This is a genomic window from Rahnella sp. JUb53, from assembly GCF_004346065.1.
Classification (GTDB): Bacteria; Pseudomonadota; Gammaproteobacteria; order Enterobacterales; family Enterobacteriaceae; genus Rahnella; species Rahnella variigena.
Genome location: NZ_SLYT01000007.1, coordinates 20,335 through 42,262, shown reverse-complemented (window position 1 = coordinate 42,262; position 21,928 = coordinate 20,335). Strand labels below are relative to the sequence as shown.

The 21,928-nt window shown below is 52.9% G+C and carries 20 protein-coding genes and 1 riboswitch; of the genes, 5 read left to right on the top strand and 15 right to left on the bottom strand.

Features of this window, described 5'->3' with window-relative positions; all coding sequences use genetic code 11:
- Positions 1 to 20 precede the first annotated feature (20 nt).
- The 3 genes from EC840_RS16700 to EC840_RS16690 all read right to left on the bottom strand — a co-directional run bounded on the left by EC840_RS16700 (position 21) and on the right by EC840_RS16690 (position 2,706).
- Positions 21 to 1,214 carry an amino acid aminotransferase gene (locus tag EC840_RS16700; protein WP_113876790.1) on the bottom strand — a complete coding sequence of 398 codons (1,194 nt, stop codon included), beginning with the start codon at positions 1,212 to 1,214 and terminating at the stop codon, positions 21 to 23.
- 149 nt (positions 1,215 to 1,363) lie between these two features.
- Positions 1,364 to 1,996: a YitT family protein gene (locus EC840_RS16695; RefSeq protein ID WP_112287068.1), complete on the bottom strand. Its 633-nt coding sequence runs from the start codon at positions 1,994 to 1,996 to the stop codon at positions 1,364 to 1,366.
- Between the two features lie 245 nt (positions 1,997 to 2,241).
- Positions 2,242 to 2,706: an Lrp/AsnC family transcriptional regulator gene (locus tag EC840_RS16690; RefSeq protein ID WP_112287069.1), complete on the bottom strand. Its 465-nt coding sequence runs from the start codon at positions 2,704 to 2,706 to the stop codon at positions 2,242 to 2,244.
- A 147-nt stretch (positions 2,707 to 2,853) separates the two neighbouring features.
- Between EC840_RS16690 and EC840_RS16685 the strand changes: the two genes are divergently transcribed.
- Positions 2,854 to 3,633, top strand: coding sequence for a transporter substrate-binding domain-containing protein (locus EC840_RS16685; protein ID WP_112287070.1), 780 nt, complete (start codon positions 2,854 to 2,856; stop codon positions 3,631 to 3,633).
- A gap of 3 nt (positions 3,634 to 3,636) precedes the next feature.
- On the opposite strand, the gene alr is transcribed toward EC840_RS16685, so the two are convergent.
- Together alr and dnaB are read right to left on the bottom strand one after the other, a co-directional pair.
- On the bottom strand, positions 3,637 to 4,716 hold the full coding sequence (gene alr, locus EC840_RS16680; RefSeq protein WP_132966242.1) for an alanine racemase: 1,080 nt from the start codon (positions 4,714 to 4,716) through the stop codon (positions 3,637 to 3,639).
- 186 nt (positions 4,717 to 4,902) lie between these two features.
- Positions 4,903 to 6,309 (bottom strand): replicative DNA helicase, encoded by a 1,407-nt coding sequence (gene dnaB, locus EC840_RS16675; RefSeq protein WP_113876676.1) that lies wholly within the window; start codon positions 6,307 to 6,309, stop codon positions 4,903 to 4,905.
- A 182-nt stretch (positions 6,310 to 6,491) separates the two neighbouring features.
- Here dnaB and EC840_RS16670 point away from each other — a divergent pair, with 182 nt between their 5' ends.
- On the top strand, positions 6,492 to 7,475 hold the full coding sequence (locus EC840_RS16670) for a quinone oxidoreductase (protein WP_129638039.1): 984 nt from the start codon (positions 6,492 to 6,494) through the stop codon (positions 7,473 to 7,475).
- A 394-nt stretch (positions 7,476 to 7,869) separates the two neighbouring features.
- Here the strand turns inward: EC840_RS16670 and pspG are convergent, their stop codons facing one another.
- Entirely contained in the window at positions 7,870 to 8,106 is a 237-nt protein-coding gene (gene pspG, locus EC840_RS16665) for an envelope stress response protein PspG (RefSeq protein WP_112287074.1), read from the bottom strand.
- A 192-nt stretch (positions 8,107 to 8,298) separates the two neighbouring features.
- Positions 8,299 to 9,306 (bottom strand): tRNA dihydrouridine(20/20a) synthase DusA, encoded by a 1,008-nt coding sequence (gene dusA / locus EC840_RS16660; protein WP_132966240.1) that lies wholly within the window; start codon positions 9,304 to 9,306, stop codon positions 8,299 to 8,301.
- A 267-nt stretch (positions 9,307 to 9,573) separates the two neighbouring features.
- On the opposite strand from dusA, the gene zur reads away from it, so the two are divergent.
- Positions 9,574 to 10,083: a zinc uptake transcriptional repressor Zur gene (zur, locus tag EC840_RS16655; protein WP_112287076.1), complete on the top strand. Its 510-nt coding sequence runs from the start codon at positions 9,574 to 9,576 to the stop codon at positions 10,081 to 10,083.
- A gap of 165 nt (positions 10,084 to 10,248) precedes the next feature.
- Here the strand turns inward: zur and EC840_RS16650 are convergent, their stop codons facing one another.
- From EC840_RS16650 to EC840_RS16635, 4 genes are all read right to left on the bottom strand, one after another.
- Positions 10,249 to 10,458 carry a CsbD family protein gene (locus tag EC840_RS16650; RefSeq protein WP_112287077.1) on the bottom strand — a complete coding sequence of 70 codons (210 nt, stop codon included), beginning with the start codon at positions 10,456 to 10,458 and terminating at the stop codon, positions 10,249 to 10,251.
- Between the two features lie 191 nt (positions 10,459 to 10,649).
- Entirely contained in the window at positions 10,650 to 12,014 is a 1,365-nt protein-coding gene (gene dinF, locus EC840_RS16645; protein WP_132966238.1) for an MATE family efflux transporter DinF, read from the bottom strand.
- A 298-nt stretch (positions 12,015 to 12,312) separates the two neighbouring features.
- On the bottom strand, positions 12,313 to 12,921 hold the full coding sequence (gene lexA, locus EC840_RS16640) for a transcriptional repressor LexA (RefSeq protein ID WP_095924321.1): 609 nt from the start codon (positions 12,919 to 12,921) through the stop codon (positions 12,313 to 12,315).
- Positions 12,922 to 13,040: 119 nt separating this feature from the next.
- Positions 13,041 to 13,409 carry a diacylglycerol kinase gene (locus tag EC840_RS16635; protein ID WP_112287079.1) on the bottom strand — a complete coding sequence of 123 codons (369 nt, stop codon included), beginning with the start codon at positions 13,407 to 13,409 and terminating at the stop codon, positions 13,041 to 13,043.
- Between the two features lie 130 nt (positions 13,410 to 13,539).
- On the opposite strand from EC840_RS16635, the gene plsB reads away from it, so the two are divergent.
- Positions 13,540 to 16,023: a glycerol-3-phosphate 1-O-acyltransferase PlsB gene (gene plsB / locus EC840_RS16630; RefSeq protein ID WP_120163847.1), complete on the top strand. Its 2,484-nt coding sequence runs from the start codon at positions 13,540 to 13,542 to the stop codon at positions 16,021 to 16,023.
- Positions 16,024 to 16,122: 99 nt separating this feature from the next.
- Here plsB and ubiA read toward each other — a convergent pair whose 3' ends face one another.
- From ubiA to pgi, 4 genes are all read right to left on the bottom strand, one after another.
- Positions 16,123 to 16,989, bottom strand: coding sequence for a 4-hydroxybenzoate octaprenyltransferase (gene ubiA, locus EC840_RS16625; protein WP_207914770.1), 867 nt, complete (start codon positions 16,987 to 16,989; stop codon positions 16,123 to 16,125).
- Positions 16,990 to 17,030: 41 nt separating this feature from the next.
- Complete coding sequence (gene ubiC / locus EC840_RS16620; RefSeq protein ID WP_120163848.1) at positions 17,031 to 17,570, bottom strand: chorismate lyase; 540 nt, start codon at positions 17,568 to 17,570, stop codon at positions 17,031 to 17,033.
- An 89-nt stretch (positions 17,571 to 17,659) separates the two neighbouring features.
- Complete coding sequence (gene psiE / locus EC840_RS16615; protein ID WP_095924316.1) at positions 17,660 to 18,067, bottom strand: phosphate-starvation-inducible protein PsiE; 408 nt, start codon at positions 18,065 to 18,067, stop codon at positions 17,660 to 17,662.
- Between the two features lie 251 nt (positions 18,068 to 18,318).
- Entirely contained in the window at positions 18,319 to 19,965 is a 1,647-nt protein-coding gene (pgi, locus tag EC840_RS16610) for a glucose-6-phosphate isomerase (RefSeq protein WP_113876669.1), read from the bottom strand.
- Between the two features lie 228 nt (positions 19,966 to 20,193).
- Positions 20,194 to 20,381, top strand: a riboswitch (Lysine riboswitch).
- A 109-nt stretch (positions 20,382 to 20,490) separates the two neighbouring features.
- Between pgi and lysC the strand changes: the two genes are divergently transcribed.
- On the top strand, positions 20,491 to 21,879 hold the full coding sequence (gene lysC, locus EC840_RS16605) for a lysine-sensitive aspartokinase 3 (protein ID WP_132966234.1): 1,389 nt from the start codon (positions 20,491 to 20,493) through the stop codon (positions 21,877 to 21,879).
- Positions 21,880 to 21,928: the final 49 nt, after the last annotated feature.

Below are 21,928 nucleotides of genomic sequence, written 5' to 3'. Positions count from 1 at the left end.
GCCCGAAGTATGACGGGGATTTACTGGACGGCGGCGAAAGCTTCAGCCACCTGCTTCACATTGTGGTGATTTAAACCCGCCATGCAGACACGACCGCTGAGGATCAGATACACGCCGAACTCTTCACGCAGACGCACGACCTGCGCTTCGCTGAATCCGGTGTAGCTGAACATCCCGCGCTGTTGCAGCAGGTAGTCAAAATTACGGCCCGGCAACGCGGTTTTCAGGCTGTCGACCAGCGTGTGACGCATTTCGAGAATACGGGTACGCATTTTCTCGACTTCGGCTTTCCATTGCGCGTTCAGGGCGCTGTCACTCAGGACTTTCGCCACCACTTTCGCACCGAAATTCGGCGGGCTGGAGTAGTTACGACGCACGGTCGCTTTCAGCTGACCCAGGACGCGGCCTGCGGCTTCGCTGTCTTCACAGACCACGGACAATCCGCCGACGCGTTCGCCGTACAGGGAGAAAATTTTCGAGAAGGAGTTGCTGACGAAGCAGTTCACGCCTGCCGCCGCCATCGCGCGGATGGCGTAAGCGTCGTCATCAATGCCTGCGCCAAAGCCCTGATAAGCGATATCCAGGAACGGGATCAGCTCGCGCTGTTTGGTGACTTCAATCACCTGATCCCACTGCGCTGGCGTCAGGTCAGAACCCGTCGGGTTATGACAGCAAGGGTGCAGCAATACAATACTTTGCGCCGGTAAGGTTTTCAGGCGTTCGATCATCGCGGTGAAATTCACACCCAGCGTTTCTGCATCAAAGTACGGATAAGTATGCACTTTGAAGCCTGCGCCGCCAAAGATAGCCACGTGGTTTTCCCAGGTCGGATCACTGACGTAAACATCTGAATTCGGGAAATAAAACTTGAGGAAATCCGCACCCACTTTCAGCGCGCCGGAACCGCCGACGGTCTGAATGGTTGCGATACGCTGTTGTTTCAGCGCCGGATGATCGGCACCAAACAGCAATTCCTGAATGCCTGCGCGGTATGCCGGCAGACCTTCCATCGGCAGATACACTGATGCAGCCTGTGGCCCCGCGTTCAGCTGGTTCTCTGCATTTTCCACCGCAGCCAGTTGCGGAATAATACCCTGCTCGTCGTAATAAAGACCGATGCTCAGGTTTACCTTATCTTGTCTCGGATCGGTCTTGAAACTTTCCATCAGCGACAAAATCGGGTCACCGGCATAGGCATCGACATGTTGGAACACGGTATACATCTCCTTGGTTTGGTTGAGTGGCGCGGCGATCCGTCCCGGTTTTCGGGTGGATCGCCACTGTTTCACAGACTATCAAAGTTCGTTAAAAAAGATGACAACTATGTTGTCATTTGTCGGGCGTTTTTTGTGCGGTGATTTCTTCAGACGCTGTAACGCCCCGGACGATGATTCATCGCGATAATCAGATTCACAATCACTGCGCCCAGCACCGAGGCAATCAGCATTTCGTAACTGACGACAAACAGCGACGCCAGCACGATGCAGCAGTCCACGCCCATTTGCAGTTTGCCGGCGCGGATGCCGTATTTGTCCTGCAGAAACAGCGCCAGAATGTTCACGCCGCCGAGGCTGGCTTTATGGCGGAACAGCACAATGAAGCCGATGCCCATGATTACATTGGCAAATAACGTGGCGTAGAACGGCTGAAGATGATCGAAATGCACAAACAGCGGATGAAGGTCGGAGAAGACGGAAACCAGCGCAACGGCGGCGAAGGTTTTCAGCGTGAACTGCAAGCCCATGCGGCGGAAAGACAGGTAATAGAAAGGTAAGTTGATGATAAAGAAAGCGGTGCCGAACGAAATTTGTGTCACGTAATGCGCCAGAAATGCCATTCCCGCGGTGCCACCGGTCAGTGCGCCAACCTGCCGTAACATCACCACGCCAAAAGAAACCATCAGCGTACCGATAATGATCGCCAGCGCATCTTCCACCAGCGTATGCCCGATGCGCGGCTGCTCAACCGGCTGTTTGATGTCGTCAACACTTGCCATAATTCCCTGTACCCCAAAATAATAAGACTAAAGACTGATTTTGAGATAATTAATGAGATGAGGAATTAAGGCAATATTCACGCACGGAATTTGCATTAAAAATCGAAAATAAGATTTTATGACGCGTTAATTATTCTTTACATGCACAGAGTACGCATAATAATTCAAAATAATGCACCATTAAAGTGAGGCTGCACCAAAATAAATCACCATAACAGTGCGCACAAAATACAGGGTCAATATTCTTATCCCAGCGTTAATAAGCCGTTTTCTTTTAACCGGTTAAGGACTACCGATGTTTTTACATGCGCCACACTTTTATGTACTGACAGGATTTGGCTGATCAACGTGCTTAAACCGGCTAAATCTTTCACCGCGACCTTCAGCAAATAATCCGCATCTCCGGTCGTTTTATAGGCATCAATAATCGCAGCCACTTCTCCCAGCATGCTGTGGAAAGCCTCGACCTGTGCGGGCAAATGGTTGATAAGTCTGACCTCAATCAGACCAATCATGCCTAAACCGAGCGCCTCCGGTGCCAGACGCGCGTGATAACCGAGGATTAACTGAGCCTGTTCCAGACCAATCCGGCGGCGTGAACATTGTGAAGCTGACAGCCCGACCAGTTCGCTTAATTCCTGGTTGGTCAGTCTTCCGTTAGCTTGTAATAGGGTCAGAATTTTCAGGTCATAATCATCAACGCTGTACATGGCACCTTTCCTGTCGTATTAATTTTTTTATGTTCGCATTCCTGTTGCAATATTATTGCAAAAAGCATTCCCACTATAACGAGTTATAAATACTTATCGGCTGTTTTTTCTTATACTTGCGTACATTCATACCGCAAGGAAAAAATAATGAAAAAAGTACTCTTTTCTCTCGCCTTACTGTCTGCTTTACCCGTTTTCGCACAGGCGGATACCACCTCTTCCCATCTTGAACGCGTATTACAGAAAGGTTCGCTGAATGTTTGCACCACCGGCGACTATAAGCCGTATACGTTTTTGAAAGAAAACGGGGAATATGAAGGCATTGATATCGCCATGGCGCAATCGCTGGCGGCGAGTCTGGACGTTAAAGTGAACTGGGTGCCGGTCACCTGGAAATCATTGCCGGACGAAATGAGCGCCGGTCATTGTGACATCGCCATGGGCGGAATTTCCGTCACGCTAAAACGCCAGCAGAAAGCCTGGTTCGCTAACATGTTGGACCAGGACGGGAAAATCCCGCTGGTGCGCTGCGAAAATGTGCGTCAGTACCAGACGGTTGAACAGCTGAACCGGCCATCCGTGCGCCTGATTGAACCGGAGGGCGGCACCAACGAAGCCTTTGTCCACAGCCACCTGCCAAAAGCCACGCTGACGCTGAGCGATAACGTCACCATCTTCCAGAAGCTGATGGATAAGAAAGCCGATGTGATGATTACGGATGCGTCGGAAGCGCTATTCCAGCAGAAACACTATCCGAAACTGTGTGCGGTGAATCCGAAAAAGCCGCTGCAATATGGCGAGAAAGCCTACATGTTGCCGCGTGATGACGTGAGCTGGAAGATGTATGTCGACCAGTGGCTGCACCTGAGTAAAGCCACCGGCGACTATCAGAAGATTGTCAGCCAGTGGCTGGGCGTGAAGAAGTAAGGTTTAGTCGCCAGTATATATGCGGGCAACGCGCTCGCTGAGCTGGGTAATCAGCTCATAAGCACTGATACCGGTTGCCTGTGCAATGCGCTCAACCGGTAATTTTTCGCCCCAGAAAATCACTTCATCACCAACGTTATCTGTCGATTCCGGCCCTAAATCCACGGTGATCATGTCCATCGACACGCGCCCGGCAACCGGCACTTCGCGGCCATTGACCAGCACCGGCGTACCGTTCGGCGCACTGCGGGGATACCCGTCGCCATACCCCATCGCCACGACGCCCAGACGAGTGTCGCGATCGCTGACCCACGTACTGCCATAACCGACCGGTTCACCGGCAGTGTGCTCACGCACGGCGATCAGGCTGGACGTCAGCGTCATGGCCGGTTGCAGCCCGAAATCGCTGGCCGTGCCGGTTTCCATCGGTGAGACGCCGTACAAAATAATGCCGGGACGAGCCAGATTCATATGCGATTCCGGCCACAGCAAAATCCCGCCGGAAGCCGCGATCGATTTCTGCCCCGGCTTGCCTTCAGCAAACGCGTTAAAGCTGTTCAGCTGCTTCGTTGTGGCATCGCTTTCCGGCTCATCGGCACGGCAGAAATGGCTCATGATATTGACCGGCTGAACGACATTTTTGCAGGCACTGAGGCGCTGATAAAACGCGTCGGCCTGTACAGGATGGACGCCCAAACGGTGCATACCGGTATCGATTTTCAGCCAGACATTCAGCGGACGCGCGAGGTCAGCGCTTTCCAGCGCGTCGAGCTGTTCGATGCTGTGAACGGCGGTATCCAGCTGATGTTCAGTCAGCAACGGTAATTCACTGGCGGAGAAAAAGCCTTCGAGCAGAAGAACAGGTTTAACGACACCGGCTTTGCGCAGCATCAGTGCTTCGCTGAGACGGGAAACGCCGTAATAATCGGCATCCTGCAAGCTATGCACCGTCTCTAACAGACCGTGCCCATAAGCGTTTGCTTTCACTACCGCAACCAGACGACTTTGTGGCGCCAGATGACGCACCCGTTGCAGATTGTGTCGCAGAGCGCGGCGATCAATGACAGCCGTAGCCGCTTTCATTTTAAGTCCTTTGCATGAAATTGAGAGTGTTAACCTAACCGCTAATGCTTAGGGGCGTCAGCGTCGCGGCCAGTTTGGACACGGCCAGCGCGGAAAAACCGGAGCGTACACAAAGTACGTGAGCCAATCTTTCCAAAAAAAGTGAGCACTGCCCGGGTTCAAAATGGCAAGTAAGCTAGCTCCGCACTAGTCTTCGTCGTATTGCGGGCCGCCGTAATTATCAAATCGCGACCACTGACCGTTAAAGGTCAGGCGGACGGTACCGATCGGACCGTTACGTTGTTTACCGAGGATGATTTGCGCGATGCCTTTTTCTTCACTGTTATCGTGATAAACCTCGTCACGATAGATGAACATGATTAAGTCGGCGTCCTGCTCGATGGAACCTGATTCACGTAAGTCGGAGTTGACCGGGCGTTTATCGGCACGTTGCTCCAGGCTTCGGTTAAGCTGCGACAGCGCCACCACCGGCACCTGCAATTCTTTCGCCAGCGCTTTAAGCGAGCGGGAGATTTCGGCGATTTCCAGCGTACGGTTATCGGACAGCGACGGAACGCGCATCAGCTGGAGATAGTCAATCATGATCAGGCTCAGACCGCCGTGTTCACGGAAGATACGGCGCGCGCGCGAACGGACTTCCGTTGGCGTCAGGCCGGACGAGTCATCGATATACATGTTACGTTTTTCGAGCAGGATCCCCATGGTGCTGGAAATTCGCGCCCAGTCTTCGTCATCAAGCTGACCGGTACGGATTTTGGTCTGATCGACGCGGGAAAGCGACGCCAGCATACGCATCATGATCTGGTCGCCGGGCATCTCAAGACTGAAGATTAAGACCGGTTTATCCTGCATCATCGCCGCATTTTCGGCGAGGTTCATCGCAAACGTGGTTTTACCCATCGACGGACGTGCCGCCACGATGATCAGATCCGATTTTTGCAAACCGGCGGTTTTCTTATCGAGATCCGCATAGCCGGTGGACACACCGGTTACGCCGTCGTGCGGGCGCTGGAACAGTTCTTCGATACGCGAAACGGTGCTTTCCAGAATACGGTCGATGCTTTTCGGGCCTTCGTCTTTACTGGCGCGGGATTCGGCAATCTGGAATACGCGGGATTCGGCTAAGTCCAGCAGGTCTTCGCTGCTGCGCCCCTGCGGATCATAACCCGCATCGGCAATTTCATTGGCGACGGAAATCATTTCGCGAACGACTGCGCGTTCACGCACGATGTCGGCATAAGCGCCGATATTCGCCGCACTTGGGGTGTTTTTCGAGAGCTCTGCCAGATAGGCGAAACCGCCGACGGAATCCAGTTCGCCTTTCTGTTCCAGGGATTCAGAAAGCGTAATCAGGTCGATCGGTTTGCTCATCTCCAGCAAACGCTGCATTTCGGTGAAAATCAGGCGATGCGGGCGGCTGAAGAAGTCATTGCTGACCACACGCTCGGCGACGTTATCCCAGCGTTCGTTATCCAGCATCAGCCCGCCCAGAACGGATTGTTCAGCTTCCAGCGAATGCGGCGGAAGTTTCAATCCTTCCATCTGGCGATCGCGGTTTTCGTTCTGTTGATTGGTCGGTTTTTTTGCTGCCATCTGTGGAATAGTTCCTGCTCTAAGCGCCTGTTTTATGAGCGTCCGGTTTCCAAAAATCAGAGCCAGACTCGCGCGACAGTATAAACCATTTCAAAAGGGTATTAACCCTTAGTGCCGAAAATCTGGATTGTCCCGGACATTTAGCCTAGGGTTGAAATCAGACTCCATCACGAGGGATAAACATGGCAAAGCGCATCCAGTTTTCTGAGACAGGCACTCCAGACGTTCTGCAATACGTTGATTATCAGCCACAAGATCCGCAGGCTGGCGAAGTTCAGGTTGAGAATAAGGCCATCGGTATCAACTATATCGACACTTACGTGCGCAGCGGTCTGTATGCGCCCGCCAGTTTTCCGGCCGGTTTAGGGACTGAAGCGGCAGGGATTGTCAGTAAAGTCGGCAGCGACGTGACCGGTATTAAGCCGGGCGACCGCGTGGTCTACGCGCAATCGGCGCTCGGGGCTTACAGTGAATTCCATAACGTGCCGCAGGAAAAAATTGCCCTGCTGCCGGATGCCATCAGTTTTGAACAGGCGGCGGCGTCCTTCCTTAAAGGGCTAACGGTTTACTATTTACTGCGCCAGACCCACGAAGTGCAGGCCGGCGAAACCATTCTTTTCCATGCTGCGGCCGGTGGCGTCGGTCTGATTGCCTGCCAGTGGGCGAAAGCGCTGGGCGTTAAACTGATCGGAACTGTGGGTTCGGACGAAAAAGCCGAACGCGCGAAACAGGCCGGTGCGTGGGCGACGATTAATTATCAGAAAGAAGATATCGCGTCCCGCGTGGCGGAGCTGACTGGCGGCGAAAAAGTCGGTGTGGTGTACGATTCTGTCGGTAAAGACACCTTCGAGAAATCGCTGAACAGCCTGAAACGCCGTGGTTTGCTGGTCAGTTTCGGCAATGCTTCCGGCCCGGTGAAAGGCGTGGATCTGGCGATCCTCAATCAGAAAGGTTCGCTGTTCGTGACGCGCCCTTCCCTGAATGGCTACGTGACCAACCGCGAAGAACTGGCACACGCAAGCAGCGAGCTATTTTCGCTGATTGCCAGCGGCGCGATAAAAGTGGACGTCAGCGACGCGCAGAAATTCCCGCTCTCTGAAGCCAGACGCGCGCACGAAACGCTGGAAAGCCGCGTAACGCAAGGCTCAAGTTTACTGATCCCATAACAGTTCCCTAAGCCAATGCAAAAAAGGCTTCCAGAATATGGAAGCCTTTCTTACTGTCTGACTCAGACGACCTCTGATTTCAGACGGGTACTGCTGTAGGGTACTGCCGGGTAAATCCGCAGGGCGATGTCACTTAAGCGACTATTGTGTGCCTCAGCGGACTTGATGAATTCGGTTTACAGCCTGACGGCTGCCAATGAATTCCATCCTAACAGTCACCCATGTTAAAAAATATGATTTATGCATTTCGACCGCACATTCTGACCCAGCTTGTGATCGCTAGCACATAAGCAAAAGTTATCGCTGCAACGGTTACATTTTTTTGTGCTCAAAAGACCACCACTAATCACCAGTATTTCATGCAGTTACAGAAACTACTTATCGACAGTAAAAATTACGGTAAACGGCGGCGGCGATATTTTGGCTGATCCGGTTTAATAAATGCCCGGTAAATCCACACGGCAACCACGGCCAAAATCAGCCAAGGCAACATTTTTATAACAATCGCCAGAAAGCCACCCAACATCATTACCGCGAATGCGACGATCAGCGCAGCGATCATGCCCAGCAGCGAAATGCCGGTCAGCATCAGCATAAAGAAAAAACCAAGCACGAAGAGAATTTCCAGCATCGGGTGCTCCTTAATAAGCCATGTGCAATAAGACGTGATGTCAGAACACACGTTAGCTATTACAAGAAACGTGCCAGTGTGACGGGTTAAATAATGGATTGAATTACAAGAAGAAAATATTTCGCAGGCACGAATGGCCTGCGAAAAGATAGTAAATTTGACTAACAGATAGTGATTTTCCTCACCTGGTTTTCAGGCCTGTGCCGCCATTTCCTGTTGCTGGGCGACCATCTGCAATGCCTGTTCAACCACATCAATGCCCGCGCCGGCTTTATGAGCGTTCTCACTCAGGTGACGACGGAACTGACGTGCGCCCGGCACGCCCTGGAACAGACCAAGAATATGGCGGGTAATGTGGCCCAGATAGGTGCCTTTACTCAGTTCCGCGTCGATATACGGATACAGCGCGCGGATAATATCCGGCCCGGTTTTCAGCGGCGCGTCGGAGCCAAACAGCTCGCGATCGACGTTCAGCAACATGCCCGGATTCTGGTAAGCCTCGCGACCGACCATCACGCCATCCATAAATTGCAGATGCGTTTTGGCTTCTTCGAGCGTTTTAATGCCGCCGTTAATCGCCATCGTCAGCTGCGGGAAATCACGCTTAAGCTGATACACACGCGGGTAATCGAGCGGCGGGATTTCACGGTTTTCTTTCGGGCTGAGACCGGAAAGCCAGGCTTTACGCGCATGGATAATAAAGGTATCGCAGCCGCCGTTTTCAGACACCTGACGGATGAAATCGCACAAAAATTCGTAGCTGTCCTGATCGTCAATACCGATACGGGTTTTGACCGTCACCGGAATTGAAACCACATCGCGCATGGCTTTGATACAGTCCGCTACCAGCGACGCCTGCCCCATCAGACAGGCACCAAACATGCCGTTCTGCACGCGATCCGACGGGCAACCGACGTTGAGGTTAATTTCGTCATAACCGCGTTCTTCTGCCAGTTTAGCGCAATGTGCCAGATCGGCAGGATTGCTACCGCCAAGCTGCAATGACACCGGATGTTCAGCGTCGCCAAACCCGAGATAATCCCCTTTACCATGAATAATGGCACCGGTAGTCACCATTTCGGTGTACAACAACGTCTGGCCGGTCATCAGCCGGTGAAAATGGCGACAGTGGCGATCGGTCCAGTCGAGCATCGGCGCAACGGAAAAACGCTGAGCGGAAAACGGAGTGGTCTGGGGCATTGCGTGTTGAGTTTCTGACATCGGCCTGACATTCGCTGAAGGGGTTCGTGGCGCTCTCTCTGACGCAACGCCAGAGAGAAGTTAATCGGTGATTATACCACAGAACAAAGATTCGGCATCCTGCGCCATCGTGCAGAGAAATAACGTCGCCGCAATACATCTTAATGAATGGCGCATAATTCGTCGTTTTAGCCTAAGCATGATAAAATCAACAATGGTCGCATGTTGTGGCCTGTCGATCCCAATCTGCGCTCAGAGAACGTTGCTATGACCCTGAATAATCCGGAAAAATTACTTTCGCAAGCTGAAGAACTTTGCCAGCAGCGCAATGTTCGTCTTACGCCGCAGCGGCTGGAAGTACTGCGCCTGATGGCGCAACAACCCGGTGCCATCAGCGCCTATGATTTGCTGGATCTGCTGCGTGTCAGCGAGCCACAAGCAAAACCGCCAACCGTTTACCGCGCGCTGGATTTTCTGCTTGAACAAGGCTTTATCCACCGGGTTGAATCGGCTAACAGCTACGTGCTTTGCCATCATTTTGAAGAGCCGAGCCACACGTCTGCGCTGTTCATCTGCGACCGCTGCGGGCTGGTGACGGAAAAAACCACTGACGGTATTGAAGAACGTCTGGCGAAACTGGCAACGGAATCCGGCTTTGAGCTTCGCCATTCTGTCGTGGAAGCCCACGGTTTATGCGGGGAATGTAAGGTCGTGGAAACCTGTGACAGCCATGAGCACTGCGATCATGACCACAGTATTGTGGTGAAAAAACGCTAAGGGATTTTGGTGTTTGTGCGGGGATTTACTGAAGCAAGTATGTGCAAAAGCCAAGAAGTGAAGACATAAAGTTGGGTACATCCGTGTACCCGTATCCTGAAGCGTTCCGGGTAGGAGCAGCTAAATCTCAGGATACGTCACTGACACGCGAGGGGGAGTCGCGTATTACCAGTGATATTTGTTGCTGGTTTCCCATTCCTTGAGCTCTTTCTCGGCCTGATCTTTCTGATAGCCGTAACGCTCCTGAATCTTACCAACCAACTGATCACGTTTACCTTCAACCACTGTCAGGTCGTCATCGGTCAGTTTGCCCCATTTTTCTTTCACTTTCCCTTTGAACTGTTTCCAGTTACCGTCGGCTTGGTCCTTATTCATAAAATATCTCCTGTTACCTTGGGTTTATGGAGCTGCGTTTTGTTCCTGCAGCTCGTCCTTAACACTTCTAAGGTTAGTAGAGAATCTGGATTAATCCTCCCCGAACAGGGATAAAAACCATTATTAGGATTATTCCAAAGCAGGAAATAACGGCAAAAGAACATTTATCTCTTTGATAAAACACTGCCAATTCAGTGTCCGGGAGAAGAAAACCAGGTATCGCGCTGCCAGTAACGACGCCATATCCAGCCCAGTGCAATCCCGCGCAAGCCGAGGAAGACGGTCAGCGCCAGCCATAACGCATGGTTTCCCAGCACTGGTAAGGTCAGAAGCGTCAGCCCGTATCCGAGCGCTGCAACCACCATGCTGTTACGCATATCCCGCCCGCGTGTGGCACCGATAAACATCCCATCGAGCAGATAACACCAGACCGCCACCAGCGGCAATACAATTTGCCAGCCGAGGTAATGATCCGCCAGTTCACGCAATTCGGGGAGTGAGGTGAGCGCATTTATAATCGCCCCGCCGGCTACGGCATAAATTAGCGCAAAAGCCAGCGCCACCAGTCCGGCCTGACGGCACGCGGCATGCCACACGTTGAGCAGTTTTTCGCGATTGCGCGCACCGAATGCCTCACCGGAATGGGCTTCAATGGCATACGCAAAGCCGTCGAGTGCAAATGCGGTAAAGGTCAGCAGGTTCATCAGAACAGCGTTGACCGCCACAATGTGGCTGCCCAGCCGCGCACCCAGGATGGTCAGTGAGGCAAAGCATAGCTGCAACAGCAATGAGCGCAGCATGATGTCGCGGTTAAGTCCGAGAAGACGGCGCAAATTACCGCGCCACGCACTGGTGATTTCTGAACCGGTGATACCGCGTCGTTTCATGACACGCCAGACAAAATACAGCCCGATGAACAACGTGAAATACTCTGCACTGGCAGTTGCCATCGCCGCACCACGTACGTTCAGCCCCAGCCCCATTACCAGCCAGATATCCAGGATAATATTCAGCAGATTTCCCGCGATCAGCAAAATCACCGGCCCGCGAATATACTGGATCCCCAGCAACCAGCCGAGGATCACCAGATTCGCCAGAGAAGCAGGCGCACTGTACCAGCGGATTTCGATAAACAGCCTCGCCTGTTCCAGCACCGACTGACTGCCACCCACGACATGAAACGCCAGCTCCATCAGCGGATGGCGAAATAACAGAATGACGACACCGGCCAGCACCGCCAGCAAAAAGGGCTGCACAAAAGCACGTGCCAGCAACTGATTGTCTTTTGCGCCCAGCGCCTGTGCGGTCATGCCGGTGGTGCTCATGCGCAGAAACAGCAGCATCATGAAGAGGAAAGTCGTGACCATCGAACCAACCGCCACACCACCGAGATAATCGGCACTGTCGAGATGACCGATCACTGCGGTATCGACCAGACCAAGAAGAGGCACCGTGATATTGGAAAAAATCATCGGTAACGCCAGGGTCCAGAGTGCTTTATCCGCGGGGCTTAGAAAGGTATTTTTGAATGATTGTCGCAGGGAATGATGTTGCATAGAGAATCTCATGCCGGAGGTTCAGGTTATGCCTAAAATGACATCGCCCCGAAAGGGGCGATGATGAGAGAAACGCATTTCTCTTTGAATTCACATGGATGCCAGAGGCGGCCGCCATCCATATTCAATTAGTTTTAGTCTTCTCTATCTGACACAGCAATTTCTGACTCAGCAATTTCTGACCGAGTAATTCGAGTTGCAGGAAGGCGGCAAGTAAGAGAATCCCGATGAGCTGACATGAGTCAGTGATTCGGGTAAACGCACGCAGCCAACGCGTCTGCAGCTCGAAGTACGAAGGTCAGATCCAGTTGCCGTTACGGATGACGCCTACGGCTAGCCCTTCAATGCTGAAATTCTGTTCGCGTAAATCCACCACGATCGGCTGGAATTCGCTGTTCTCAGGCAATAACTGCACCACGCTGCCCTGCTTTTTCAGGCGTTTCACGGTGACTTCATCATCGATACGCGCCACGACAACCTGGCCGTTACGCACGTCCTGCGTTTTATGCACGGCCAGCAAATCGCCGTCGAGGATACCAATGTCACGCATCGACATCCCGCTGACGCGCAGCAGGAAATCGGCGCTCGGCTTGAACATCGCCGGATCAACCTGATAATGCCCTTCGATATGTTGCTGTGCCAGCAGCGGCTCACCGGCGGCAACGCGGCCGATCAGCGGTAAACCTTCTTCTTCTTCCATCAGCAGACGGATACCACGAGATGCACCGGAGACAATCTCGATAACGCCTTTACGTGCCAGCGCTTTCAGGTGTTCTTCCGCCGCATTGGGAGAACGGAAACCCAGACGCGATGCAATCTCTGCGCGAGTCGGTGGCATACCGGTGGTGGAGATATGATCGCGAATAAGGTCGTAGACCTCTTGTTGTCTGGTCGTTAAAGCTTTCATTCCGCCCCCTGGTTGTTTATACAGTCTTGCTGTGAGTATATACAGCTAAACGGTCAATGAAAACCTAAGATTGAATAAAAACAGGGCATAACGGTGATTCCTGGAATACAGATTCCAGATCAGAACCATCGCGGCCAAAAGATACTGACCCAGACAAAAATCGCCAATATGATGGTCAGAAGTACGGCAGCAGAACCGATATCTTTTGCCCGCCCTGAGAGCACGTGAAACTCAGGGCCGATACGGTCAATCGCGCATTCCACCGCACTGTTGAGCAACTCGGTGACGCAGACCAGCATCACGGAGCTTACAAGCAAAATGCGTTCAACCGTGCTGACATCGAGCCAGAAAGATAACAAAATTAACGGGATAGCCACGCTGGCTTCCTGGCGAAAAGCCGCTTCGTTCTGCCATGCGGCTTTCAATCCTTTCCAGGAATATCCGGCCGCTTTATAAATTCGGGTAAATCCAGTGACTTGGTTCGCCATTTCGGGTACTGATCCTTGAAGGGTTGTCCTTAAAAGTGTGCCGTATTTTAGCTTTTATATGACCACAGATCTCCACGGATCTTTCTGGTATCCTTGCGGCGAAATGGCTAACAAGAGGCTTCACGTTTTTATGTCAGGTTGGCGTAGACTTTATTACACATTATTGAATTTACCACTCTCATTGCTGGTAAAGAGCAAGGTCATACCTTCAGATCCGGTTACCGAGTTGCATTTGGACCCGACGCGCCCGATTTTGTACGTATTGCCTTACAACTCCAAAGCAGACTTGCTGACGTTGCGTGCGCAATGTCTGGCAGAGAATCTGCCCGATCCCCTTATTCCGCTGGAAATCGACGGAACGCTGCTGCCAAGCCATGTTTTCATTGCTGAAGGCCCGCGCGTGTTCTCGTATTACACGCCGAAGCAGGAATCCGTAAAGCTGTTCCACGACTATCTGGATTTGCACCGCAACAATCCGGATTTAGACATTCAAATGCTGCCGGTTTCCGTGATGTTTGGCCGTGCGCCGGGCCGTGAAGGTCAGGATGATACGCCGCATCTGCGCGTACTGAATGGCATCCAGAAATTCTTTGCCGTGCTGTGGCTCGGACGTGACAGTTTTGTCCGTTTCTCCAATACCGTTTCCCTGCGCTATATGGCGACAGAGCACGGCACCGACAAAACCATCGCTCAGAAACTGGCACGCGTGGCGCGTATGCATTTCTCCCGCCAGCGTCTGGCAGCGGTCGGCCCGCGTCTTCCGGCTCGTCAGGATTTATTCAATAAATTGCTGGCTTCCAAAGCCATCGAAAAAGCGATCGAAGACGAAGCCCGCAGCAAGAAAATTTCCCACGAAAAAGCCCAGCAGAATGCTATCGCGCTGATGGAAGAAATCGCGGCGAACTTCTCTTATGAGGCCGTGCGTCTGTCAGACCGCGTGCTGAGCTGGACGTGGAACCGCTTGTATAAAGGCATCAACGTCAACAATGCTGAACGTGTCCGTCAGCTGGCGCTTGATGGTCAGGAAATTGTGTATGTGCCCTGCCACCGCAGCCATATGGATTACCTGCTGCTGTCTTACGTGCTCTATCACCAGGGGCTGGTGCCGCCGCATATCGCTGCCGGTATCAACCTGAATTTCTGGCCGGCTGGCCCGATTTTCCGTCGTCTGGGTGCGTTCTTCATCCGTCGTACCTTTAAGGGCAACAAGCTTTATTCCACTGTTTTCCGCGAATATCTGGGCGAGTTGTTCAGCCGCGGTTATTCGGTCGAATACTTTGTGGAAGGTGGCCGTTCACGAACCGGACGTCTGCTGGAACCGAAAACCGGTACGCTGGCGATGACCATTCAGGCCATGCTGCGCGGCGGTTCACGTCCGATTACGTTAGTGCCGATTTACATCGGTTATGAGCACGTGATGGAAGTGGGCACGTACGCCAAAGAATTACGCGGTGCGACCAAAGAGAAAGAAAGCCTGACGCAGATGCTGAACGGGCTGCGCAAGCTGCGCAACCTCGGTCAGGGTTATGTGAATTTCGGCGAGCCACTGCATCTGACTACTTACCTGAACCAGAACGTACCTACCTGGCGTGAAGCGATCGACCCAATCGAAGCGCAGCGTCCGAGCTGGCTGACGCCAACGGTGCAGGATCTGGCAGAGCAGATTATGGTGCGTATTAACAACTCAGCCGCGGCTAACGCCATGAACCTGTGTTGTACCGCGCTGCTGGCATCCCGTCAGCGCTCGCTGACCCGTGAACAGCTGACCGAACAAATCGACTGCTATTTGCAATTGCTTCGTAACGTGCCGTATAACGCGGATTCGACGGTGCCTGATCTGACCGCCGATCAGCTGCTCGATCACGCGCTGAACATGAACAAGTTCCAGGTCGAGAAAGACAACATCGGTGACATCATCGTTCTGCCGCGCGAGCAGGCTGTTCTGATGACGTATTACCGCAACAATATCCACCATATGCTGGTGTTGCCGTCGCTGATTTCAAGCATCGTGATGCATCACCGTCAGGTCACCCGCGCAGAATTACTGCGTCAGGTGGAACTGATTTACCCGATGCTCAAAGCAGAACTGTTTATGCATTTCGATAAGTCAGAGCTGCCGCAGGTGCTGGATGTTCTGACGCTGGAACTGGCACGTCAGCAAATCATTCATCTGGAAGACGATGAACTGACGCTGAACCCGGCACGTATCCGTACCCTGCAACTGCTGGCCGCAGGTGTGCGTGAAACGCTGCAACGCTATGCCATTACTTTCTCGCTGCTCACCAATAATCCGAGCATCAACCGCGGTGCGCTGGAGAAAGAGAGCCGGATTATGGCGCAGCGTTTGTCCGTATTACACGGTATCAATGCACCTGAATTCTTCGACAAAGCGGTGTTCTCAACGCTGGTCGGCACACTGCGCGCTGAGGGTTATATCAGTGACACCGGTGATGCGATTCAGGAACAAACGCGTGAGATTTACATCATGCTCAGTGATCTGATGACGCCGGATATCAAGCTGACGATCGAGAGTGCGGGAATGCCATCTGAGCTGCCGCAACCGACAGAGCCACCGGCTGAGCCGAAAATGGATGTGCGCGATACCGATCATTAACCGGTATTAGCGCACGCCTGCTGGCTGGTAAAACAAAACGCCCGGACTTTTTACAGAGTCCGGGCGTTTTTTATGGATGCCGTCTAAGGTCTGGAAATCTTAGAAACTGAACGCTGATAAGCTCATCAGAATGCCGAGGAACAGCACCAGTCCGACATAGTTGTTCTGACGGAAAGCCAGGAAACAGGCATCGCGTTCTCGTTTAGCGATCAGCTTTTGCTGATGCATAAACAGCGCAGCGGCCAGCAGCAGCGACCAGTAGAACGGCGCGCCAAGTTGTGAAAGATGTCCCACAAATCCCATCAGAACCAGTGTGGCAAGTTGCAGCAGGCCGATAATCAGCGTGTCAAAACGACCAAACAAAATCGCTGTCGACTTCACGCCGATTTTCAAATCATCATCGCGATCCACCATGGCATATTGCGTATCGTAAGCCACCGTCCAGCAGATATTGGCGGCAAACATCAGCCAGCAGCTGAGCGGTACGCTTTCGCTTACCGCCGCGTACGCCATCGGAATTGCCCAGCCAAACGCCGCGCCCAAAACGACCTGCGGCAGATGGCTGATCCGCTTCATAAACGGATAAATCCATGCCAGCGCCAGCCCGGCCAGAGACAGCAAAATGGTCATGCGGTTGAGCAGGAGAACCAGCAGAAAGGACACCAGCACCAGCCCGACAAAAAGCATTTTCGCCTGCTTACCGGTGATCGAACCGCTTGGCAGCGGACGGTTCGCGGTCCGTTTTACATGACCGTCAAATTTACGGTCTGCGTAGTCGTTCACCACGCAACCGGCTGCACGCATAAAGAAAACGCCCAGCACGAACACCAGCAAAATCTTAGCAGATGGCATTCCGCCACCGGCCACCCACAATGCCCATAATGTTGGCCACAGCAGCAACAGCGAGCCGATAGGTTTATCAATACGCATCAGGCGGCAGTAATCACGCCATGTGCCCTGAGTCATACTTCCTGACACTCTCTGTTCTCCTTGTTGATTAGTCTGGCTCATGCCTTGCTCACTTTACCCTCGGGGCGATGCACCGGCGAGTCCGGCAGGAAAATTTCCGTCAGCAGCAGCGGTTTGTCTGAAAGCCGCAGGCGGGAACGACGCGCCCATAAATCACCCTGTTCACTCTGCAATTGCCCTAAATGAATGTAATCACGGGTCAGGTTGTTGCCGCTAAACAGATAGCGTCCGAGCGGCACCGTACCTAAATCGACCAGCGCCAGGTCTGGCCCGGTCAGCGTTTCTTCAGGAATGACCGTGCGGCCCAACAGCCAGGGTTCGGCATCGCCAAACAGCACAATTTCGCGGATCCAGTAACGGGCACTTTCCGGCAACTGCTGTGCTTCGCTTTCACCCAGTTCCTCGCGGCTGACAAAACATTCGTTTTGCGGCTTCACGGTGACGGTAACACCCTGCTTTTCAAACCGGCGGGTCATGGATCCCATTTCCATCAGCCAGTCGGCGACATCTGCAGGCACCTGCGAGGGATCGTCAAACCAGTGGATCGGGGATTGTTCGGGGGAATGGGAATCAGACATCAACGGCTCCGTAATGAAGGTATTCATACCTCCAATGAATTATCTGCCCCGCATTCTAGCGCATGAATGCGGGTCAGTAATGGCCTGTTTTATTCGCGGCGCAAACGTTCGCCGTTAGCCAGGAACAGCGTCACGACCAGCACGAGGATCGCACAGGCGTAAACCAGCGTGTCATAAGGACTTTTATGGTCGACGATAATCAGACGGATAATCGCGGTGATACCGATGTAAATAAAATAGCGCAACGGGAAGTGATAGCCCGAGGAAAAGTATTTGATAATCAGTGCAATAAACTCGAAATAGAGGAAGTAAATGACAATCCCCTCTATCAGTAAATACGACGAAGACTGGTCGTTATTCACGAACAACACCATCGCCAGATGATATGTTTCGCGCCCGATAAAAATCATCAGGATCGCGGCCAGTCCCAATAAGAAAACGTTCAAGATTCGCTGCATAATGACGGATATCATCATTGCGCGTTTTGATCCTGCCATGTGATCTACATCCCACTTTTGTTATGAATACCCGCAGAATACCACAGAGTCCGCACCAGAAAACGAGCATTAAAAAAGGGTCAGCCGGTGAAGGCTAACCCTTTTATTTAGAAATATTTTGGCCCGTCCCTCTAAATCATTCGTGCTGCATCCAGGCGGCAACTGAGTGAACTCCCGGGAGCATACGCAAGTATGTGACCGAGATTCGTGAAAGCAGCCAACGCCGGGTCAGCGCGAAGGATGACGAGGGATTAGCGCCAGTTTTTAAAGCGGTTAATCAAACCGTTAGTCGAGCTGTCGTGACCGGTAACATCTTTGTCGTCTTCCAGCTCTGGCAGGATACGGTTTGCCAGCTGTTTGCCCAGTTCTACGCCCCATTGGTCGAAGGTGTAGATATTCAGGATAACGCCCTGAGTAAAGATTTTATGCTCGTACATCGCGATCAACGCACCCAGGCTGTAAGGCGTGATTTCACGCAGCAGGATAGAGTTGGTCGGACGGTTACCTTCGAACACTTTGAACGGTGCAACGTGTTTAACGTCTTCCGGTTTTTTACCCTGATCGGCGAATTCTTTCTCGACGACATCCAGAGATTTACCGAACGCCAGCGCTTCTGTCTGGGCGAAGAAATTAGACAGCAGTTTCGCGTGGTGATCGCTCAGCGGGTTATGGCTGATGGCCGGCGCGATGAAGTCACAAGGGATGATTTTGGTTCCCTGGTGGATCAGCTGATAGAACGCGTGCTGCCCGTTGGTGCCTGGTTCGCCCCAGATGATCGGGCCCGTCTGGTAATCTACCGGGTTGCCGTTACGGTCAACGAACTTACCGTTGGATTCCATGTTGCCTTGCTGGAAGTAAGCAGCAAAACGGTGCATGTACTGGTCGTATGGCAGAATCGCTTCGGTTTCGGTGCCGTAGAAATCGTTGTACCAGATACCGATCAGCGCCAGCAGAACTGGCAGGTTTTTCTCCGCCGGGGTATTGGCGAAGTGATTATCCATCGCGTGAGCACCGCTCAGCAGTTGTTCGAAGTTATCGAAACCAACAGACAGGGCGATGGACAGACCGATTGCAGACCACAGTGAGTAACGGCCGCCGACCCAGTCCCAGAATTCGAACATGTTGTCGGTGTCGATACCAAACTCGCTCACCGCTTTACCGTTGGTGGACAGCGCCGCGAAGTGTTTGGCCACGTGTTTGTTGTCGCCCGCGGTTTTCAGGAACCAGTCACGCGCGCTGTGGGCGTTGGTCATGGTTTCCTGGGTAGTGAAGGTTTTTGATGCGACCAGGAACAGCGTGGTTTCCGGTGACAAGTCTTTCAGCGTTTCGGCTATATGCGTGCCATCCACGTTGGAGACGAAATGCATATTCAGGTGGTTTTTGTACGGACGCAGCGCTTCGGTGACCATGAACGGACCGAGGTCTGAACCGCCGATACCGATGTTCACCACGTCAGTGATGGCCTTACCGGTATAACCTTTCCACTCGCCGCCGATTACGCGTTCGGTGAAGCCTTTGATTTTCGCCAGAACCGCATTCACTTCCGGCATCACATCCTTGCCGTCCACGACGATTGGCGTGTTGCTGCGGTTACGCAGGGCAACGTGCAGCACGGCACGGTCTTCTGTGCGGTTGATCTTCTCGCCAGAGAACATCGATTTGATGGCGCCCTGAAGGTCGGTCTCTTTCGCCAGCGCCTGCAGTTTTTCCAGCGTCTCTGCAGTGATTCGGTTTTTGGAGAAATCGACCAGCATCTGGTCTTCAAACGTGGCAGAGAATTTGGAGAAACGATCACCATCTTCAGCAAACAGATGGCTAATCTGCACATCTTTCATCTTGTCGAAATGCTGCTGCAGGGCTTGCCAGGCAGCGGTCTGAGTTGGATTGATATTTTTCATAGCAATGCTCTTAGGCTGAGAATAAATATGAGGTAACTGTCCCGATTGTATCCTGAACTTCCCGGGAAGAGATGCCTTTTCTTGCGATAGGTCAGATCTGCTAAATCACAATGACAGAGAACAATATTAGATGAGAATCGTTCAAAATGTGGCGCATGGGCCGCGAGACCGTTGACAGACGCGCCATAACCCGTTATTCCTAAGCACCTAACTCGCGCGCGTGTCGCGTGAGCCAGAAGAGGCGCGTCGCCCAGGAAGTGTATCGGAGGAGCCGAATCCTACGAAGGTACATCAGGGGGAGCGACGCCGAGGTCTGAAGCCCGCGGCAGGCATATGATCGACTACAGGGGCTGAATCCCCTGGGTTGTCACCGGGCATCCGAGAGGATGTTGACAAGGTGGGGCGCTTCTGGGTGTATCGTAGCATTTCTACGTCTGCCCCCTTCCCGCTCTCCCCTTGTGCCAATTCTTAAAGTTTATGGAATAGATGGCCGTCTGGTATGACGACCCTGACACGAGGTTTTACATGAATTACGCAGCAACCCGCAACGCCAACCCGCAGGCTCTGGGCAACGTTATCGTCGCCAAATTCGGCGGTACCAGCGTAGCGGATTTCGACGCCATGAATCGCAGTGCAGATATCGTTCTGTCGCGCCCTGAAGTGCGTCTGGTTGTTCTCTCCGCCTCTGCGGGCGTCACCAATTTATTAGTCGAGCTGGCCGAAGGCAAAGAAGCCGAACGCCGGGCGTTCCTGCTTGATGAAATTCGCCGTATCCAGAATGCCATTATTGACCGTCTGGACAATCCGACGGTGATCCGCGAAGAGCTGACCCGCATGCTGGAAAACATCGCCATGTTGTCCGAAGCTGCCAGCCTCGCGACATCAACGGCACTGACCGACGAACTGGTCAGCCACGGCGAGCTGATGTCCACGCTGTTATTTGTAGAAATCATCCGCCAGCGCAACGTGCCGGTGGAATGGTTCGACGTGCGTAAAATCATGCGCACCAACGATCGTTTCGGTCGTGCTGAACCGGACACGCAGATACTGAGCGAACTTACCGTTCAGCAACTGCAACCGCGACTGCAGGACGCGCTGGTTATCACACAAGGCTTTATCGGTTCTGAAGGCAAAGGCCGCACCACGACACTTGGCCGTGGCGGCAGTGACTACACCGCTGCATTGCTGGGCGAAGCGCTGAGCGCCGTCCGTGTCGATATCTGGACCGACGTACCGGGGATTTACACCACCGATCCACGTCTGGTGCCCGCGGCAAAACGCATTGATCATATCGCCTTTGAAGAAGCCGCTGAAATGGCGACATTTGGCGCGAAAGTTCTGCATCCTGCCACATTACTGCCGGCAGTACGTCGCGGGATCCCGGTGTTTGTCGGGTCGAGCAAAGACCCGTCGGGCGGTGGCACGTTAGTATGTGATACCACTGACAACCCGCCGCTGTTCCGCGCGATTGCCCTGCGTCGCAGACAAACGCTGGTCACGCTGCACAGCCTGAGCATGTTGCATTCACGCGGTTTCCTCGCCGAAGTGTTTGGCATTCTGGCGCGTCACAGCATTTCCGTGGATCTCATCACCACATCCGAAGTCAGCGTAGCGCTGACGCTGGATACCACCGGTTCGACCTCTTCTGATGCCAGCCTGCTGACCACCTCGCTGCTGACAGAATTATCCTCACTGTGCCGCGTGGAAGTGGAAGAAAATCTGGCGCTGGTCGCCATCATCGGCAACAAGCTGTCGCAGGCCTGTGGCGTCGGCAAAGAAGTGTTCGGCGTGCTGGATCCGTTCAATATCCGTATGATTTGCTACGGCGCAAGCAGTTACAACCTGTGCTTCCTGGTGCCGGGCAATGATGCCGATCAGGTCGTTAAAACTCTACACCGTAACCTGTTCGAATAACGACGGGCGCGGTATCTGAGAAGACCGGGCCATGTGCCCGGTCTTTTTT

Coding starts and splice junctions, on each gene's coding strand:
- dinF (WP_132966238.1), bottom strand. CDS start 12,014: ATGCAACATCATTCCCTGCGACAATCATTCAAAAATACCTTTCTAAGC.
- dusA (WP_132966240.1), bottom strand. CDS start 9,306: ATGCCCCAGACCACTCCGTTTTCCGCTCAGCGTTTTTCCGTTGCGCCG.
- EC840_RS16670 (WP_129638039.1), top strand. CDS start 6,492: ATGGCAAAGCGCATCCAGTTTTCTGAGACAGGCACTCCAGACGTTCTG.
- pspG (WP_112287074.1), bottom strand. CDS start 8,106: ATGCTGGAAATTCTCTTCGTGCTTGGTTTTTTCTTTATGCTGATGCTG.
- alr (WP_132966242.1), bottom strand. CDS start 4,716: ATGAAAGCGGCTACGGCTGTCATTGATCGCCGCGCTCTGCGACACAAT.
- ubiC (WP_120163848.1), bottom strand. CDS start 17,570: ATGTCTGATTCCCATTCCCCCGAACAATCCCCGATCCACTGGTTTGAC.
- EC840_RS16650 (WP_112287077.1), bottom strand. CDS start 10,458: ATGAATAAGGACCAAGCCGACGGTAACTGGAAACAGTTCAAAGGGAAA.
- dnaB (WP_113876676.1), bottom strand. CDS start 6,309: ATGGCAGCAAAAAAACCGACCAATCAACAGAACGAAAACCGCGATCGC.
- zur (WP_112287076.1), top strand. CDS start 9,574: ATGACCCTGAATAATCCGGAAAAATTACTTTCGCAAGCTGAAGAACTT.
- lexA (WP_095924321.1), bottom strand. CDS start 12,921: ATGAAAGCTTTAACGACCAGACAACAAGAGGTCTACGACCTTATTCGC.
- EC840_RS16695 (WP_112287068.1), bottom strand. CDS start 1,996: ATGGCAAGTGTTGACGACATCAAACAGCCGGTTGAGCAGCCGCGCATC.
- EC840_RS16690 (WP_112287069.1), bottom strand. CDS start 2,706: ATGTACAGCGTTGATGATTATGACCTGAAAATTCTGACCCTATTACAA.
- pgi (WP_113876669.1), bottom strand. CDS start 19,965: ATGAAAAATATCAATCCAACTCAGACCGCTGCCTGGCAAGCCCTGCAG.
- EC840_RS16685 (WP_112287070.1), top strand. CDS start 2,854: ATGAAAAAAGTACTCTTTTCTCTCGCCTTACTGTCTGCTTTACCCGTT.
- lysC (WP_132966234.1), top strand. CDS start 20,491: ATGAATTACGCAGCAACCCGCAACGCCAACCCGCAGGCTCTGGGCAAC.
- ubiA (WP_207914770.1), bottom strand. CDS start 16,989: ATGACTCAGGGCACATGGCGTGATTACTGCCGCCTGATGCGTATTGAT.
- plsB (WP_120163847.1), top strand. CDS start 13,540: ATGTCAGGTTGGCGTAGACTTTATTACACATTATTGAATTTACCACTC.
- EC840_RS16635 (WP_112287079.1), bottom strand. CDS start 13,409: ATGGCGAACCAAGTCACTGGATTTACCCGAATTTATAAAGCGGCCGGA.
- psiE (WP_095924316.1), bottom strand. CDS start 18,067: ATGGCAGGATCAAAACGCGCAATGATGATATCCGTCATTATGCAGCGA.